Source organism: Psychrobacter sp. DAB_AL32B (assembly GCF_002224105.1).
Taxonomy (GTDB): domain Bacteria; phylum Pseudomonadota; class Gammaproteobacteria; order Pseudomonadales; family Moraxellaceae; genus Psychrobacter.
The window spans coordinates 1-13,913 of record NZ_NEXU01000043.1 but is presented as its reverse complement, the minus strand read 5'-3'; the positions used below and the strand labels follow the sequence as shown (position 1 = coordinate 13,913).

The 13,913-nt window shown below is 41.9% G+C and carries 12 protein-coding genes and 1 pseudogene; 3 read left to right on the top strand and 10 right to left on the bottom strand.

Annotated features, from left to right (window positions below):
* Positions 1–53 precede the first annotated feature (53 nt).
* From dnaX to CAN34_RS04855, 7 genes are all read right to left on the bottom strand, one after another.
* Positions 54–2,054 carry a DNA polymerase III subunit gamma/tau gene (gene dnaX / locus CAN34_RS04885; protein ID WP_089554690.1) on the bottom strand — a complete coding sequence of 667 codons (2,001 nt, stop codon included), beginning with the start codon at positions 2,052–2,054 and terminating at the stop codon, positions 54–56.
* Positions 2,055–2,191: 137 nt separating this feature from the next.
* Positions 2,192–3,487: a hypothetical protein gene (locus CAN34_RS04880; RefSeq protein WP_254423098.1), complete on the bottom strand. Its 1,296-nt coding sequence runs from the start codon at positions 3,485–3,487 to the stop codon at positions 2,192–2,194.
* 116 nt (positions 3,488–3,603) lie between these two features.
* A complete protein-coding gene (lysS, locus tag CAN34_RS04875) occupies positions 3,604–5,148 on the bottom strand; it encodes a lysine--tRNA ligase (protein ID WP_089554688.1) in 1,545 nt (514 codons plus the stop codon).
* Positions 5,149–5,281: 133 nt separating this feature from the next.
* Positions 5,282–5,749, bottom strand: coding sequence for a hypothetical protein (locus tag CAN34_RS04870; protein ID WP_254423097.1), 468 nt, complete (start codon positions 5,747–5,749; stop codon positions 5,282–5,284).
* 45 nt (positions 5,750–5,794) lie between these two features.
* The gene (gene prfA, locus CAN34_RS04865; protein ID WP_079691713.1) at positions 5,795–6,883 is read right to left on the bottom strand and encodes a peptide chain release factor 1; all 1,089 of its coding nucleotides are present in this window, start codon (positions 6,881–6,883) and stop codon (positions 5,795–5,797) included.
* Positions 6,884–7,066: 183 nt separating this feature from the next.
* Entirely contained in the window at positions 7,067–7,564 is a 498-nt protein-coding gene (locus tag CAN34_RS04860) for a DUF3060 domain-containing protein (protein ID WP_089554686.1), read from the bottom strand.
* Positions 7,565–7,692: 128 nt separating this feature from the next.
* The gene (locus CAN34_RS04855; protein WP_079691711.1) at positions 7,693–8,838 is read right to left on the bottom strand and encodes a beta-ketoacyl-ACP synthase III; all 1,146 of its coding nucleotides are present in this window, start codon (positions 8,836–8,838) and stop codon (positions 7,693–7,695) included.
* A gap of 286 nt (positions 8,839–9,124) precedes the next feature.
* On the opposite strand from CAN34_RS04855, the gene pnuC reads away from it, so the two are divergent.
* Together pnuC and CAN34_RS04845 are read left to right on the top strand one after the other, a co-directional pair.
* Positions 9,125–9,877 carry a nicotinamide riboside transporter PnuC gene (gene pnuC, locus CAN34_RS04850; protein ID WP_089554685.1) on the top strand — a complete coding sequence of 251 codons (753 nt, stop codon included), beginning with the start codon at positions 9,125–9,127 and terminating at the stop codon, positions 9,875–9,877.
* Complete coding sequence (locus CAN34_RS04845; RefSeq protein WP_089554684.1) at positions 9,828–10,424, top strand: AAA family ATPase; 597 nt, start codon at positions 9,828–9,830, stop codon at positions 10,422–10,424. The genes pnuC and CAN34_RS04845 overlap by 50 nt, the downstream gene beginning before the upstream one ends.
* 47 nt (positions 10,425–10,471) lie before the next feature.
* Here the strand turns inward: CAN34_RS04845 and CAN34_RS04840 are convergent, their stop codons facing one another.
* Positions 10,472–11,155, bottom strand: a complete 684-nt coding sequence (locus tag CAN34_RS04840; protein ID WP_089554683.1) for a DUF421 domain-containing protein — start codon at positions 11,153–11,155, stop codon at positions 10,472–10,474.
* Between the two features lie 177 nt (positions 11,156–11,332).
* Here CAN34_RS04840 and CAN34_RS04835 point away from each other — a divergent pair, with 177 nt between their 5' ends.
* Positions 11,333–12,247, top strand: coding sequence for a DMT family transporter (locus CAN34_RS04835; RefSeq protein WP_089554682.1), 915 nt, complete (start codon positions 11,333–11,335; stop codon positions 12,245–12,247).
* Positions 12,248–12,450: 203 nt separating this feature from the next.
* Here the strand turns inward: CAN34_RS04835 and CAN34_RS04830 are convergent, their stop codons facing one another.
* Complete coding sequence (locus CAN34_RS04830; RefSeq protein WP_089554681.1) at positions 12,451–13,599, bottom strand: catalase family protein; 1,149 nt, start codon at positions 13,597–13,599, stop codon at positions 12,451–12,453.
* A gap of 44 nt (positions 13,600–13,643) precedes the next feature.
* Positions 13,644–13,913, bottom strand: a pseudogene (locus tag CAN34_RS04825) (peroxidase); the annotation flags it as partial.

Sequence of the window (13,913 nt, the reverse complement as noted above, 5' to 3'; positions counted from 1 at the left end):
CTTACTAATTAGTCTGGTTTTTGTAAAATATTAATAATTAATTTTCTGATTGTTTAATATAACTGAACTTTACCCATTTTCCCTTCGCCGCGCTCGGTTAAATACTGCATGACTGGCGTATTGAGCAATCTTGACTCTGCTACCGTTTTGGCTTGTATGAGGCGTTTTTGTTGACGACGCTCAGGCGTTTTATCATCGGCTTGCATGATGCTGCCATCTATTTGCAAACTGATTTCTGCTTGAGTAAACTGCGCGTGCAATGTTGCTGCTAGCTGCTCAAAGGTCGCTTGCAAATGCTTACTATCAACCGCAGTGACAAAGACCGCCTTCTCATTACAGCTCCCTGTCATCATACCTTGGCGCGCCAGTGCCAATTCATCTTGAGCTAAGCTACCAGCTTCACGAGCAGTTTGTAGCCAATAGTCCCATTTTTCCGGCGTCCACTCACCGGTCAATTCTTGCGGTGAACAACGCAGCAGGGTACGCGGATCCTCAGGCTGGCTTAATAACTGAGAATCATTTGCATCAGGCTCAACAACAGGTTCAGGCTCAACAACAGGTTCAGGCTCAACAACAGGTTCAGGCTCAACAACAGGTTCAGGCTCAACAACAGGTTCAGGCTCAACAACAGGTTCAGGCTCAACAATGGGCTCAGCGCTAACATTATTAGCTAATAACTCTTCTTCATTACCATAACTATCATATTGACTTAATTCAGTATTATCGTAGCTTGAACTGTATGACTCGACCTCACTTTGAGCTTGATAGTCAGCAACATCATATTGTGGCGATGGTTCTGATTCTGATATTAATTCTGAGGTTGGCGCTAATCCTAATGAGGGCGTTAACACTGGATGCTCAACAGTATTTGTTGACACTGTATTAGATTCAGTCGTAGTAGATGCTGTCTCTATAGTCGGTATAGTGCTATCAGCTATGTTGGTTAAGATTTCATCAACCGGTAAGGGGCGAAAAGCCAAGAGACGTAAAATACACATCTCAAGCGCTTGCATTGGCGTACTGGCAAGCTTGACGCCTTCACGTGCTTGCACCACGATTTCATAATAAAGCTGTAATACATCAGGGCTCATATGCTGCGCAAGCTTATTGATATGTTGTGCTTGCGCTTCATTGACGTTGAGAGCAACCTCAGGTAGCAGTTGGGTCAATGCCAGCTGATGTAATAGCTCAGCGAGTCCATCAAACATACTGCTGGCATCGACCATTTGCGCGCGCATCTGCTCAATATGGGCAGCGACGGCAGGTTTATCATGATGATAGATATCTGTAATTAAGCTTACTAAGTCGGCCGCATCAATCAAGCCAAGCATCGCATTAACGGTCACATCATCAAGCGCACCTTGACCAAAAGCAATGGCTTGATCGGTCAACGATAAGGCATCACGTACCGAACCTTTTGCCGCACTGGCCAATTGCCAAAGTGCAGGCTGCGTATATTCTACTTGTTCTTGGGTTAAAACATTGGCTAGATGCTCACTGAGTAAGCTTTGCGATAAAGGACGCAGTACGAACTGTAAACAGCGAGAGATAATAGTGATGGGCAGCTTTTGAGGATCCGTAGTTGCTAGTAGGAACTTGACATGCTCAGGCGGCTCTTCCAAGGTTTTAAGAAGGGCATTAAAACTGTGTGTCGACAGCATATGCACTTCATCAATCAGGTACACTTTATAACGACCTTGGCTTGGCGCATACGGCACGTTATCAAGTAGCTCGCGCGTGTCCTCAACTTTGGTACGAGAGGCGGCATCAATCTCAATCAGATCAATAAAACGTCCTTGATCAATCGCCACGCAATTATCACACACGCCACATGGGGTGCTGGTAATACCAGTATCACAGTTTAGACATTTAGATAAGATACGGGCGATAGTTGTCTTACCGACACCGCGCGTACCGGTAAACAGATAGGCATGATGAAGACGATTATAATCAATCGCATTAATCAATGCTTGTGAGACGTGTGATTGCCCAATCAACTCGTGAAAGTTTTTGGGCCGGTATTTGCGGGCTAAAACTTGATATTGCTGCGTCATAATGAATGCCAATGTGAGTCGTAAAAATATAAGTAAAGCATCAAATCAGCGATTTATCTAAAACTAGGTATCGAAAGAAACTAGGTATCGAGATTAAGTATCGAAACTAGCCATCAAAATTAAGTCTCAAAGCTAGGTTATGATTGAGCTCTCAACTGAGCCAGTTGTTGGTATAAACGCTGCGTATTCGCATCTATAAGCGATCCATGCTGATGGAAAGCATCAAGATGTACTTCGGTATTCACGCTGTCTTCACAAGGCCTAACGTCCACACCAATTAAAAACAGCTCTTGCATAACGGGCTGCTGCATTTGGGCATTGAGCTCAAATAGCAAATCTTGGTGAGCAGCACGAACCTTGTCTGCACTTAATGAGCTTTTTTCATCTTGCGCATAAAACACTATTAAATAATGGCGACCAAATACGTTATAAGAGTGCTCGTGGCCCACATAGCCTGTCCAGCGTGATCCTTGATCAATCGTTCTATGCGCCAATATTTTTTCTATTAAACACGCATAAGTGTACATGGATTCATCCACCAAAATATCAACCTGCTCTTTTGGTAGTGGCGTACCCGCTTCATAACAACCTTTGATTAAACTATTAAAAAGCTTGTACCACATCCGAGTATTCTTTTGAATCTCTGCCATCAGTGCTGCAGCAAACTCAGTTTGCTCAGGCTCTGCCGCTCTTAGCAAACGCGGTTCAATCTGCTCTATCAATTCATGATTAACCAGCTGCTCTTGCACCTCAATCGCCCTTTGATGAAAATCTGGCGCTTGTAGAAATTGAGTAAGCAAAGTGGACTCATCTTCAAATACCTCAAACCCAGTCAGCTGACGGCGATGAAAATCTAAAAATGCAGTCAAGTCACTTGGCGTTACTAATTGCTTTAATATCTCAGTAAAGTTCTGATAGCTAAACACTTGTAAAACGCTTTCTTCGTCGTCTAAATCCAACACGCAATCTTCAGCGAAAAATTGACTGCCATACTCATAACCAACCGCATAGGATGGCGTTTCTGAATATTTGTTTTGCTGATCATTCTGAGAACTGTCTTGATGCTGTACTGAAAGTGAGGTTAAACCGATAAAATAAACCGGTTTATTAAATGCTGCTTCATTTTTATTAGCGATGGCTTTATCATTTTTAAGGTAAAGCTGAGCATGTTGCTTGATAAGCTGATTGACAACCTCTTTTCTCCATGTACGAACTTGAGTACTATCAATGTCTTGCTTGCTTGCCTGCATCACGACATCATTGACGATAAGATAGACCGTCGCATTAGAAAATTCAAAGACAACATCATAACCCTGAAAATATTCAGGGTCAGTTATCCTGTCTTCTGGCAAATCATACAAAGATAAAAAATTCTGCTGAATCATCTGTTGCCAAATCGAGGGCGGTACTTGCTGAGTGTCCATAGTATTCATAACGTCCCTATCAATTAAGTACTCAAAAATCATATAAGGCTATTCTACTAAAAGCAGAAATAGCCTTCTTATGTTCAGTTTAGTACCAGCATGGACTTATGGCAAGCAAACTATCTCTAACCCTCAAGCTTACGGCGCATATGTGGAAATAAAATCACATCACGAATGCTCGCAGAGTCTGTCAATAGCATCACTAAGCGATCGATACCGATACCTTCACCAGCAGTTGGTGGTAAACCATAAGACAGCGCTTCGATATATTCTGCATCGAAGTGCATCGCTTCATCATCGCCAGCGTCTTTTTCAGCGACCTGACCATGAAAGCGTTCAGCCTGATCCGCTGGATCATTCAACTCACTAAAGCCATTGGCCAATTCACGACCACCAACAAATAGCTCAAAGCGATCAGTAATCTCAGGATTGTCATCACTGCGGCGTGCTAGTGGTGAGGTTTCAGCAGGATATTCAGTGATAAATGTTGGCTGACGTAATTGATGCTCAGCGGTTTCTTCAAAAATAATCGTCTGCAACTTACCCACACCGAAGACGTCTTTTACTTGCTGCTTAAGCGTTGTCGATGCGTACTCTGCGAGATACTCACGATCATTGATACGTGCCATATCGAAGTTTTCGGCATATTTGGCAATCGCATCAGACATAGATAGACGCTCAAAAGGCGCTTTTAGACTGATGGCTTCTTCTTGATAAGTAATCTCAGTCGTTCCCAAGATATCTGTCGCCAATTCGTTAAATAAGCGCTCAGTCAAATCCATCAAATCATGATAATCTGCATAAGCCTGATAAAACTCAATCATGGTAAATTCAGGGTTATGACGGGTTGAAACCCCTTCATTACGGAAGCTACGGTTAATCTCAAATACTTTCTCAAAGCCACCAACGACTAAGCGTTTGAGATAAAGCTCAGGCGCGATACGCAAATATAACGGCATATCGAGCGCATTATGATGGGTCACAAACGGACGCGCAACCGCACCACCTGGGATAGGATGCATCATGGGCGTTTCAACTTCCATAAAACGCTCATTCAACATAAACTTGCGAATACCACTGACTACCTGACTGCGAACCATAAAAGTATCACGAGTCGTTTCGTTGGTCATCAAATCAAGATGACGGTTGCGATAACGTGCTTCTACATCTGCTAAGCCATGAAACTTATTTGGCATAGGGCGTAGAGCCTTGGTTAATAATTCAAACTTTTCAATATGTACGTACAAATCGCCTTTGCCCGAGCGACCGATATAACCTGATACGCCAACGATATCACCCAAATCTAACGATTTAATGCTTGCCAGCGTCTCTTCATCTAACTCTTTACGTGCCACATATAATTGGATGCGACCTGTCATATCTTGGATAACAATAAATGCGCCACGGTTAAGCATGACGCGACCGGCGACATTGACCTGTGTTTTTTCACCTTTAGCATCATTATCAGCAATTTCTTGTTTTGAGATACCATCAAAAGCCGTTTGTAAGTCTTGAGCGTAATCAGTGCGCTTAAAGGTATTAGGATAAGGCTGTTTACCTGAAGCAGTGATCTCATCTAGCTTGGCTTGCAGTTGAGCAATCAGCTCGTTGGCATCTTCTGGAACTTGCTCTTGATTATTTTGCTGATTTTGATTATTAGGCTTTGACATAACACTCTCAAAATTATTAGATAATTAAAGGAATAAACGGAAATTATAAATTTAAAATAAAAAGTTCAAATAACACATTTAAATAAAACTGAATAACACTTATCTATTTTTCACACGACAAACAACAACCAAATTAATCGACACAAATGGCAGGTTGTGCCACGCCTTTTTCAATGGTTTGATAACAGCCAAACGGGCTGCTGTCACTAGCGCATTGCCCAGACTGGTTTTTAGCGCCACTCTCAATAAATTCACCGGTGTTTTTGCACTTCCCTTGGCAGTCAGTACTGTTTTGGCAGGTTTTTCCTGCATCCGTATAAGACAACACACATTGATAACAGCCAAGCATGCCTTGCTGCGAAAAAGCCCCACCCTTTTTAGTGCAAGCTTGTACCATTTCATCAGGAGGATAAACACAGTCTTGATAAGAAAACGGATCACTTTCATTATTTGCTACAGTGCTACTAGTCTGTTCTGGTTCCACTGCTGGCGTTGATAAAGGCGTGACGCTACAAGCAGATAACCAAAATGACATCAACATCGCCACAATAATAATCGCAATTTTGTTAAACGGTAATATTAGCGATGAGTTAGTTGTCATATGCATTAGGTACGCCTCTTATTTTATGGGCTTGTAAATTTCTTATTAAGCACCGCCAATACTGGCCATTAAGTCCGCTTGATGCTCACGTAACAACGCATCAAGGATTTCATCCAAGTCACCTTCCATAATGGCATCAAGCTTATACAAAGTCAGGTTAATACGGTGATCCGTCATCCGTCCTTGCGGGAAATTATAAGTACGGATACGTTCTGAGCGATCACCGCTACCGACCAAATCGCGACGTATCGTATCAGCTGCATCTACCTGTGCCTGAACTTTGACTTGCTGAATTTTAGAAATCAGCATTTTCATCGCTTGTGCACGGTTTTTATGCTGGCTGCGTTCCTGTTGACACTCTACCACGGTGCCAGTCGGAATGTGCGTCAAGCGTACGGCAGAGTCGGTGGTATTCACATGCTGACCACCAGCACCGCTTGAGCGGAACGTATCAAAACGGATATCAGCTGGATTTAAATCAACCGTATCATCAATCTCAACTTCAGGCATAACCGCAACGGTACAAGCTGAGGTATGAACGCGACCTTGGCTTTCCGTATCAGGAACACGCTGGACACGATGCACGCCTGACTCAAACTTTAAACGACCATAAACACTATTACCAGATACACGGGTAATGATTTCTTTGTAACCACCGTGCTCACCCTCATTGGCTGATAGAATCTCTACCGTCCAGCCTTGAGTTTGTGCGTATTTTTGGTACATGCGGAATAAATCACCAGAGAAAATCGCTGCTTCATCACCACCGGTACCAGCTCGAATCTCCAAAAACGCGGGCACTTTATCATTTGGATCTTTTGGCAACATCATGACATTCAGTGCTTCTTCCATCTCGACGATGGTATCACGGGCACTGTCAATCTCTTCTTGCATCATCTCTTTCATGTCAGGATCTGTCGCGTCGGCTAGCATCGCTTCTGCATCAGCTTGATCCGTTTCTGCACGCACATAGTTCTGCCATAATGTCGTTATGTCCATCAAATCACTGTGCTCAACGGACAATTCACGGAACTTATTATTATCACTGATGACACTCGGGTCCGATAATAAGGCGGTAACCTCTTCATAACGGTCTACCATCTGGTCTAAACGCAGGCGTAAGGATTCTTTCATAAAAGGACTTTTAATTGAATAATTGAAATAAGACCGTGATTATAGCAAATTTTGCATCATTTGCCGAAATGCGTTTAAGCTAATTATATTATGTTTGGATAAAAGTCTTAATTTTAGAAACTAAGAGCTCATAGATAGCAATAACTTAGGCGCTGATAGATTAGGTATTAGGAGACAAGTTTATCATTGCCCATTCGCATCTAATCCAGAACGGTAAGTCAATGAGGTATTTTCTCCTATCGAAATAACATGGTGTACTCTAGTGATGCTAATAGTATTATTTATACCCGACTCTATTAAATTAAAAGTCTGCTGAGCTATGACTAGGTTGTTTTCACCCTTAATACTGATGGTTTGACATTTATCTTTTACAGTCACCTTTTGATTACTGCCTTCGAAATCAACATTAGGACTTTTTGCCGTACAAGTATAAGTTGTTTGCTCTGTAGCTGAACCAAGGTAACCTGCGTTGGCAGGGATACTAACTCCTTTTTTATTAACGGTAGTGTTGCTTACTTTGACTTTGTTTGAATTAACAACAACATTCGAGCCGATACTTACGTTGGGTCCGACGTAAACATCTGCCTGCGCTATAACAGTCACTGATACCGTAACTAATGCTGCTATAAAATATGCTTTTGACACAGCAATTGAAATGGGGGAAAAATAAGCAAAGCGCACAGTCCTCTCCTATTTAGGCTTTTTAACAACTCTACAATATCGCAAAAAAGGATTATTGAGTATTCGCTTGTAGCCCTGATGGCTTGCGAATACTCAATAATCCTTATAAATTTCTGCTTAATTAAGTACTACACCTTACGAACGATTACCGACCCAATCGAGTAACCGGCGCCAAATGAGCAAATGACACCCAAATCACCTGATTGCAGCTCGTCTTTATAACGATGGAATACAATCATCGGGCTGGCTGAGCTGGTATTGGCAAATTCTGCGATGACACTTGGTACAATCGCTTTATCCGCTTCTTTACCAATAACGGTACGTAAGATTAAATCTAGCATATTGGCATTGGCCTGGTGTAGCCACATCATCTTAACGTCAGACGTTGGGATATTATTTTCTTGCAAATGCTCGGTGATAATCTCTGAAACCTTTGGACAGACTTCACGGAATACTTTACGACCATTCTGCAAAAACAGCTTATCAGTCACAGGCTCTTTAAGATCCGGATACATCTCGGTCTGCGCCGCTAGGAATTCTGAGCGATCCATAAAGCCATATTCGTTTTTAATGTTGGTCGAAAACTGCGTAAATAGCTTAGAATTTAGAATCTCATAGCCTTTTGGTGTATCGAGATCTTCTACGATACAAGCAGTCGCGACATCACCAAAGATAAAATGACTGTCACGGTTGCGCCAGTTAAGATGCGCTGAGGTAATTTCAACGTTAACCACAGCGACGCGTTTGGCAAGACCAGAAACGATAGAGCCGTGTGCTTGTGATAGACCAAAAGTTGCCGCACTACAAGCAACGTTCATATCATACGCAAAGCCGCCAACCATACCGATCGCATTTTGAATCTCGATAGAAACCGCCGGATAAGTACGCTGGAAGTTGGAGCAGGCAAGGATGATACCATCTAAGTCATTAGCTTCAAGCCCAGCATCAGCCAAGGCATCATTTAACGCGGCTACACCCATTTCTGCCATGATAGATAGCTCTTCGCCTAAATTACGATAAGCAATGACAGGAGCCATGATGTCAGGGTTTAAAATACCGGCTTTTTCCATCACATAGCGTGATTTGATACCCGATACTTTTTCGATGAAGGCGGCCGATGAAGGCTCAAGTGCAGTGGTCGTTCCTGCTTCAATATCAGCAGCGTGCTTTGCATTATAATTCTCAACATACTGGTTAAATGACTCTACCAACTCTTCATTACTAATGCTAAACGGAGGGATATACAGGCCTGTGCCTGTGATACAAGTCGTCATGATAAGCTTCCTTGTCTACTACTATATAGGGCTTGCGATAAGCGTAAAGGTAAAAACAACAGTCGTTTGATTTCAGTGAATAACTGTAAACTTAAAATCAGTGCCTTTATTATGCCTGAATATTATTATTTTTCTAATACTTTGTTACAAATAACCTATTTGTCATCAAAAATAGACAAAGACGGCCTGTATTTTATGGCAGCTAGGCTATAATTGACGCTATTTGAAAAGCCTGACAACATAACAATCAACCAATCATAATAAACGCTCATATTTGGGAATGCTCATGGTGGAACTTTTGAATGGGTTATTTGGGCAGTATGCCGATTATCCAACCTTATTTATTGCGCTAGAATTGATCGCCGTTATCTTTGGGGTGGCCAGTGTTTTACTCGCCAGCAAAACCAATATCTTAGTCTTTCCTATTGGTCTGATAAGCACGGCTATCTTTGTCTATCTACTATGGAAATGGCAATTATTTGGCGATATGTTCATCAATGCTTATTATACCGTTATGAGTATTTACGGATGGCTCAATTGGTCAAAAAACAAAGAGGACTCAAAGCATCAAGATCATATAAATCCCACTAGTCAGCAACAAAATGAGCGGTTAAAAAATACTGACGATCAAAGTACAATTCAAGTAGAGCATTTAAGTAAAAAAGATATACCCATACTGGCATTGCTAGCGACTGCCACCATGGCTTTTGTCGCTTTGGTTTATTATTTTAGACCCGTTATCAACAATCAATTTAGCTTTGATGGTGCAGTATTAGGTCTGCACTTATTTACGTGGGTTGACTATACCGATATGCTGACCACGGCACTGTTTTTGATGGCGATGTGGCTCATGGCACGGCGTAAAATCGAACATTGGCTACTATGGATAATCGCTGATGCTATCTCAGTACCGCTATACTTTTATAAAGGTCTCACCTTTACCGCACTACAGTACGTAGTATTTACCTTCATTGCAATCTGGGCATATTATGAATGGCAACGACGCTACCGCGTACAATCTAACGCAGCATACGCCTAAATCCGTCATTAGCGTCGCAATACTAGGTGCAGAAAGTACCGGCAAGACCACGCTATGCCGTGACTTGGCCGCACATTTTGGCTCACTTTGGGTGCCAGAATATATGCGTACTTACCTGCAAGAAAAATGGGATAAGGAACAACTTACCTGTACGTGGGAGGATTTATTGCCGATTGCGCAAGGTCAGATTGAGTTAGAGAATAAGCTTGCCGGACAAGCCGCTCAAACGCCAGATAACACCCATTATTTATTCTGTGATACCAGTCTGTTTGAACTGATGGTTTACTCTAACTGGTATTATGGCGATTGTCCTGAAGCGCTCACCAAAGCAGCATTGGCGCACCATTATGATTTGATACTATTGACCGAGGTGGATATTCCGTGGGTCGCGGATGATTTGCGTGATAGCCCGCACCAGCGTGAAGAGATAAGCGCTTATTTTACAAGTCAGCTAAATACCAATCAAATACCATTTCGACAGATTGGCGGTGACAGAGATGATCGAGTTCGGCAAGTGGTTAAATGGCTTGAGCAGATAGAGCTATGAAGCTAATCGTTTTAATAACCTCCTACTCGCCCGCTATTTACCAATCGTCATCTCACAATTTTACTATTTAAGGCTTTCGCCCATTTTTTACCGTCATTCTCACAGCGCTGGCATAATTGATTGGGATTTGAGAGATAGTCGACATAACCACAATACATACAAGCATAATAAATCCCATGCTCTATCTGGTCGACTGCTTGATACTGCTTGGGGAAAAGTGGTAAGCCATAGCCTATTTTATCGGGTGGATATAATAATAGACTAAATTCGCCGTCTGTTTCTAGTAAACCCGTACGCACTTGACCTAAATGTTCAACTCCTTGCTGACGCATTTCTGCAAAAAACTCATCATGTGACATTTCTCCCTGTTTAATTTTATCGAGCACGAGCAAACCATCTTCAACGATATAACGCGCCCTGCCTTCCAAAAGATCTTCAAAAGGCTGATACTTCATCATAGTCCACGTACACAGCCGATAAAGTAATATAACGGTACTCATAATCAGTACCGCTTGAATAATGGGTAAATCCTCGGTAAACATCGGGTCACCTGCAATAGACCCTAATGATAAAATAATCGTCAGCTCAAAAATGGATAACTGCCGAACGCCACGCTTGCCGGTAAAGCGTAAAAACAAAATAATAAGCGTGAACATCACAGTGACGCGTATTAATATTTCAGCGGCAAATGCCCATGTTGTGTCATAGATAAAGATACTTGCCAAATCCACGTGTTTTTTCCTTTTTATTATTGTTAACGATCATTGCTACCAGATAAGATGGGTTGTGAGACAATCACTTACTCAATTCTGAGTTTTTTAGTCATATCTTTCTTAAGAATTAAGCTATCGTTATGGCAGCAAGTCTATTTTATTCAAAAACGATATTAACGATTGTAGGAATTATTTTTGAAAGTCACGCTATACACGATTGTTGCGTTAATTGCGTTTGCTGCCAACTCTCTTCTTTGTAGAATGGCATTAGCAGAAGGTTATATCGATCCTTGGAATTTTACCGTTATCCGCCTGCTGGGTGGCGCGGTCTGTCTTGCTATTATTATGACCGTTCATCAACAGCGCTTACAACGACAAAGTGTGCTTAACGAAAATACCAATGTTAACGCTGTTTCAAAAGACGCGATTTTAAAAGATAAGGGCAGTTGGATCAGTAGTGTTAGCTTGGTGGTTTATGCGCTTTGCTTTTCGCTCGCCTATGTGGAGCTTGAGACGGGCACTGGTGCGCTTATTTTATTTGCCGCAGTCCAGTTCACTATGATTGGTTGGGGTATCTATCAAAAAGAGCGCTTAAGCAAGGTGCAATGGGCGGCACTCTTAATCGCATTTGCGGGTTTTGTCTACTTAATGCTACCTTCAGCGGCAGTACCATCACTATTTGGGGCAGTGATTATGGCATTAAGTGGCATTTCATGGGGCGTTTATAGTATACGTGGTAAGTCTTGTATATCATCGGTTCGAGCCACGGGCTTTAACTTTATTAGAAGCCTTGTCGCTATTCCCCTATTATTTCTCGCAGGAATGAACTACTTTGCAGAGATGAGTATGGAAGGTATTCTATTAGCTGGCGTGTCAGGGGCAATCACCTCTGGGGTTGGCTACAGTCTTTGGTATGTGGCCATGCCATTGCTAAAAAGCACCCAAGCGGCAGTTGTGCAGCTATGTGTACCTGTGCTAGCTGCTATCTTAGGTATGGTGTTTTTATCTGAGCCAGTAACGCCAACGTTCGTTATCGCAAGCGCAATTATTTTAGGGGCGGTATTGGTATTTATTCTGAATAAAGAAGTGCCAAAAGAATTAACGTCATAGACAATATGCGGCTGATCAAACTTGAGCGTTTGATGCAGTATGTAGTTCAATATCAACACTGGCTTATTTCAGTCACTAGTGTGTGACTTTATTTTGAAAATAATCATAAAAAAGAGCCAGCAATTAACTTACTGGCTCTTTTTTTATGAGTAATATCTCTAAAGTTAAGACAACATAATCAATAAAAAGCTCTGAAAATCTATCTAAAAGAAAGATTTATCAAAGGTTTCTTTTAGACTCTTGGGTTCTTGACGTTTGATATCATTAAGTTTATGCCGCGTCTCCGACGCTATTTGATAAGCCTTTAGACGCGACTGTTGCAAATTACCAATCGGACGGTTTTCTTCTAAACAGCGAAACGGTGTAAACGATAAATTTTCCATAACCTCAAAGTTACCATCATCAGGTACATCTTGACAAGGAATCGTGAGCGTTGCTACCGTCACGAATGGCGCATCAGATGCTTTCCATTCTGTCGTTATCTCTTCAATCGGTTGCTTTTTTAGGTTACGACACAGTTGAATCTGCACGTCAAACTGATAATCATGCTCACGTATCTCATCGATAATCAGCGGACGAATCGCTTCTTCCTTGGCAGCGATATCTACTTCGCGACGGGTGATCTTTTGAGCCGATGCCTTTGTCGGTGTCACTCTTATTTTAGCCATATAATCGCCATGACGCACCACGCCTTGCGAATGAAAATCATAAAGCAAAGTGTTTTTTGGCTCAATTGTGGTAAATCCGCCTAATGCTTTAAAGGTTTTTAATGACTCTTTGCTTGGCAGCGTTGAGCCATAGTTGGTCAACCAATTAAATGCCAGTTTTGCTTTGCCGACTGCGCCTTGTTTAGCGTATTCAGGTATCTCTAAAAACAGCTTAGAGATATAAGCGTAGTCTTCGATTCTATTACAAAAGAATACCGGATGATTAATTAAGTTAAAATCAAAGTTAGGACTATCCTCTTCACCAGGTGCTAACTTCTCTCCAGGTACGTCAAACACTTTAATGGCTAGACCTTGCGCCAAGCCAAGTTCTCGATCGGCTGATACGCGAGAGGCACCATTAGAAAAGCGTATTACCGCATCATGAATGCCTGATTTGGCATAGAAACCTTGGGCATACTCAGCAGGTAGATTATCCAAAATCTCAAATTTCGCTTTGAGGGCGCAATAACCTTTGGCGTGGGCATCGCGGGTATGATAATCGACGTTACTAGCTTTATCACTTTTAGCAATGTAGTTTTTAATATCGTCAGTAATGGTGCGAATATTACGCTCATCCTGTGCTGATAACTCAATATACTTATGATCGTATGGTACATATTTAGGTTTAAATAGTTTCTTTAGCATGGTTTTTTCGCCCTTTTTATAAGTAGAGATACATTTTTATTATTTTAGGATAATTCACTAATCCATTTCAACGCCGACAAACTTGGGATAAATAAATATTCACCACCATACAAGGTATTAAAGGTTTCGATACCATGATAACGCTGACGAATTGGGTCGGCAGGGACGGTAAAGGTATCGGCAGCGGCGGCTTTATCGCCATGATGGACGCCAAGCATAGGGTCTTTTTCTTCGCCTAAACTCATAACATTACCATCATTAATCCAATGCGATTGCAAAAACTCAACCGTTTCAATGGCCTGAGCATTTATCCC

Excerpts from the sequence above, each read along its gene's own strand:
- CAN34_RS04880 (WP_254423098.1), bottom strand. The coding sequence starts at position 3,487 with ATGAATACTATGGACACTCAGCAAGTACCGCCCTCGATTTGGCAACAG.
- CAN34_RS04870 (WP_254423097.1), bottom strand. The coding sequence starts at position 5,749 with ATGACAACTAACTCATCGCTAATATTACCGTTTAACAAAATTGCGATT.
- prfA (WP_079691713.1), bottom strand. The coding sequence starts at position 6,883 with ATGAAAGAATCCTTACGCCTGCGTTTAGACCAGATGGTAGACCGTTAT.
- CAN34_RS04830 (WP_089554681.1), bottom strand. The coding sequence starts at position 13,599 with ATGCTAAAGAAACTATTTAAACCTAAATATGTACCATACGATCATAAG.
- CAN34_RS04855 (WP_079691711.1), bottom strand. The coding sequence starts at position 8,838 with ATGACGACTTGTATCACAGGCACAGGCCTGTATATCCCTCCGTTTAGC.
- lysS (WP_089554688.1), bottom strand. The coding sequence starts at position 5,148 with ATGTCAAAGCCTAATAATCAAAATCAGCAAAATAATCAAGAGCAAGTT.
- pnuC (WP_089554685.1), top strand. The coding sequence starts at position 9,125 with ATGGTGGAACTTTTGAATGGGTTATTTGGGCAGTATGCCGATTATCCA.
- dnaX (WP_089554690.1), bottom strand. The coding sequence starts at position 2,054 with ATGACGCAGCAATATCAAGTTTTAGCCCGCAAATACCGGCCCAAAAAC.
- CAN34_RS04845 (WP_089554684.1), top strand. The coding sequence starts at position 9,828 with ATGAATGGCAACGACGCTACCGCGTACAATCTAACGCAGCATACGCCT.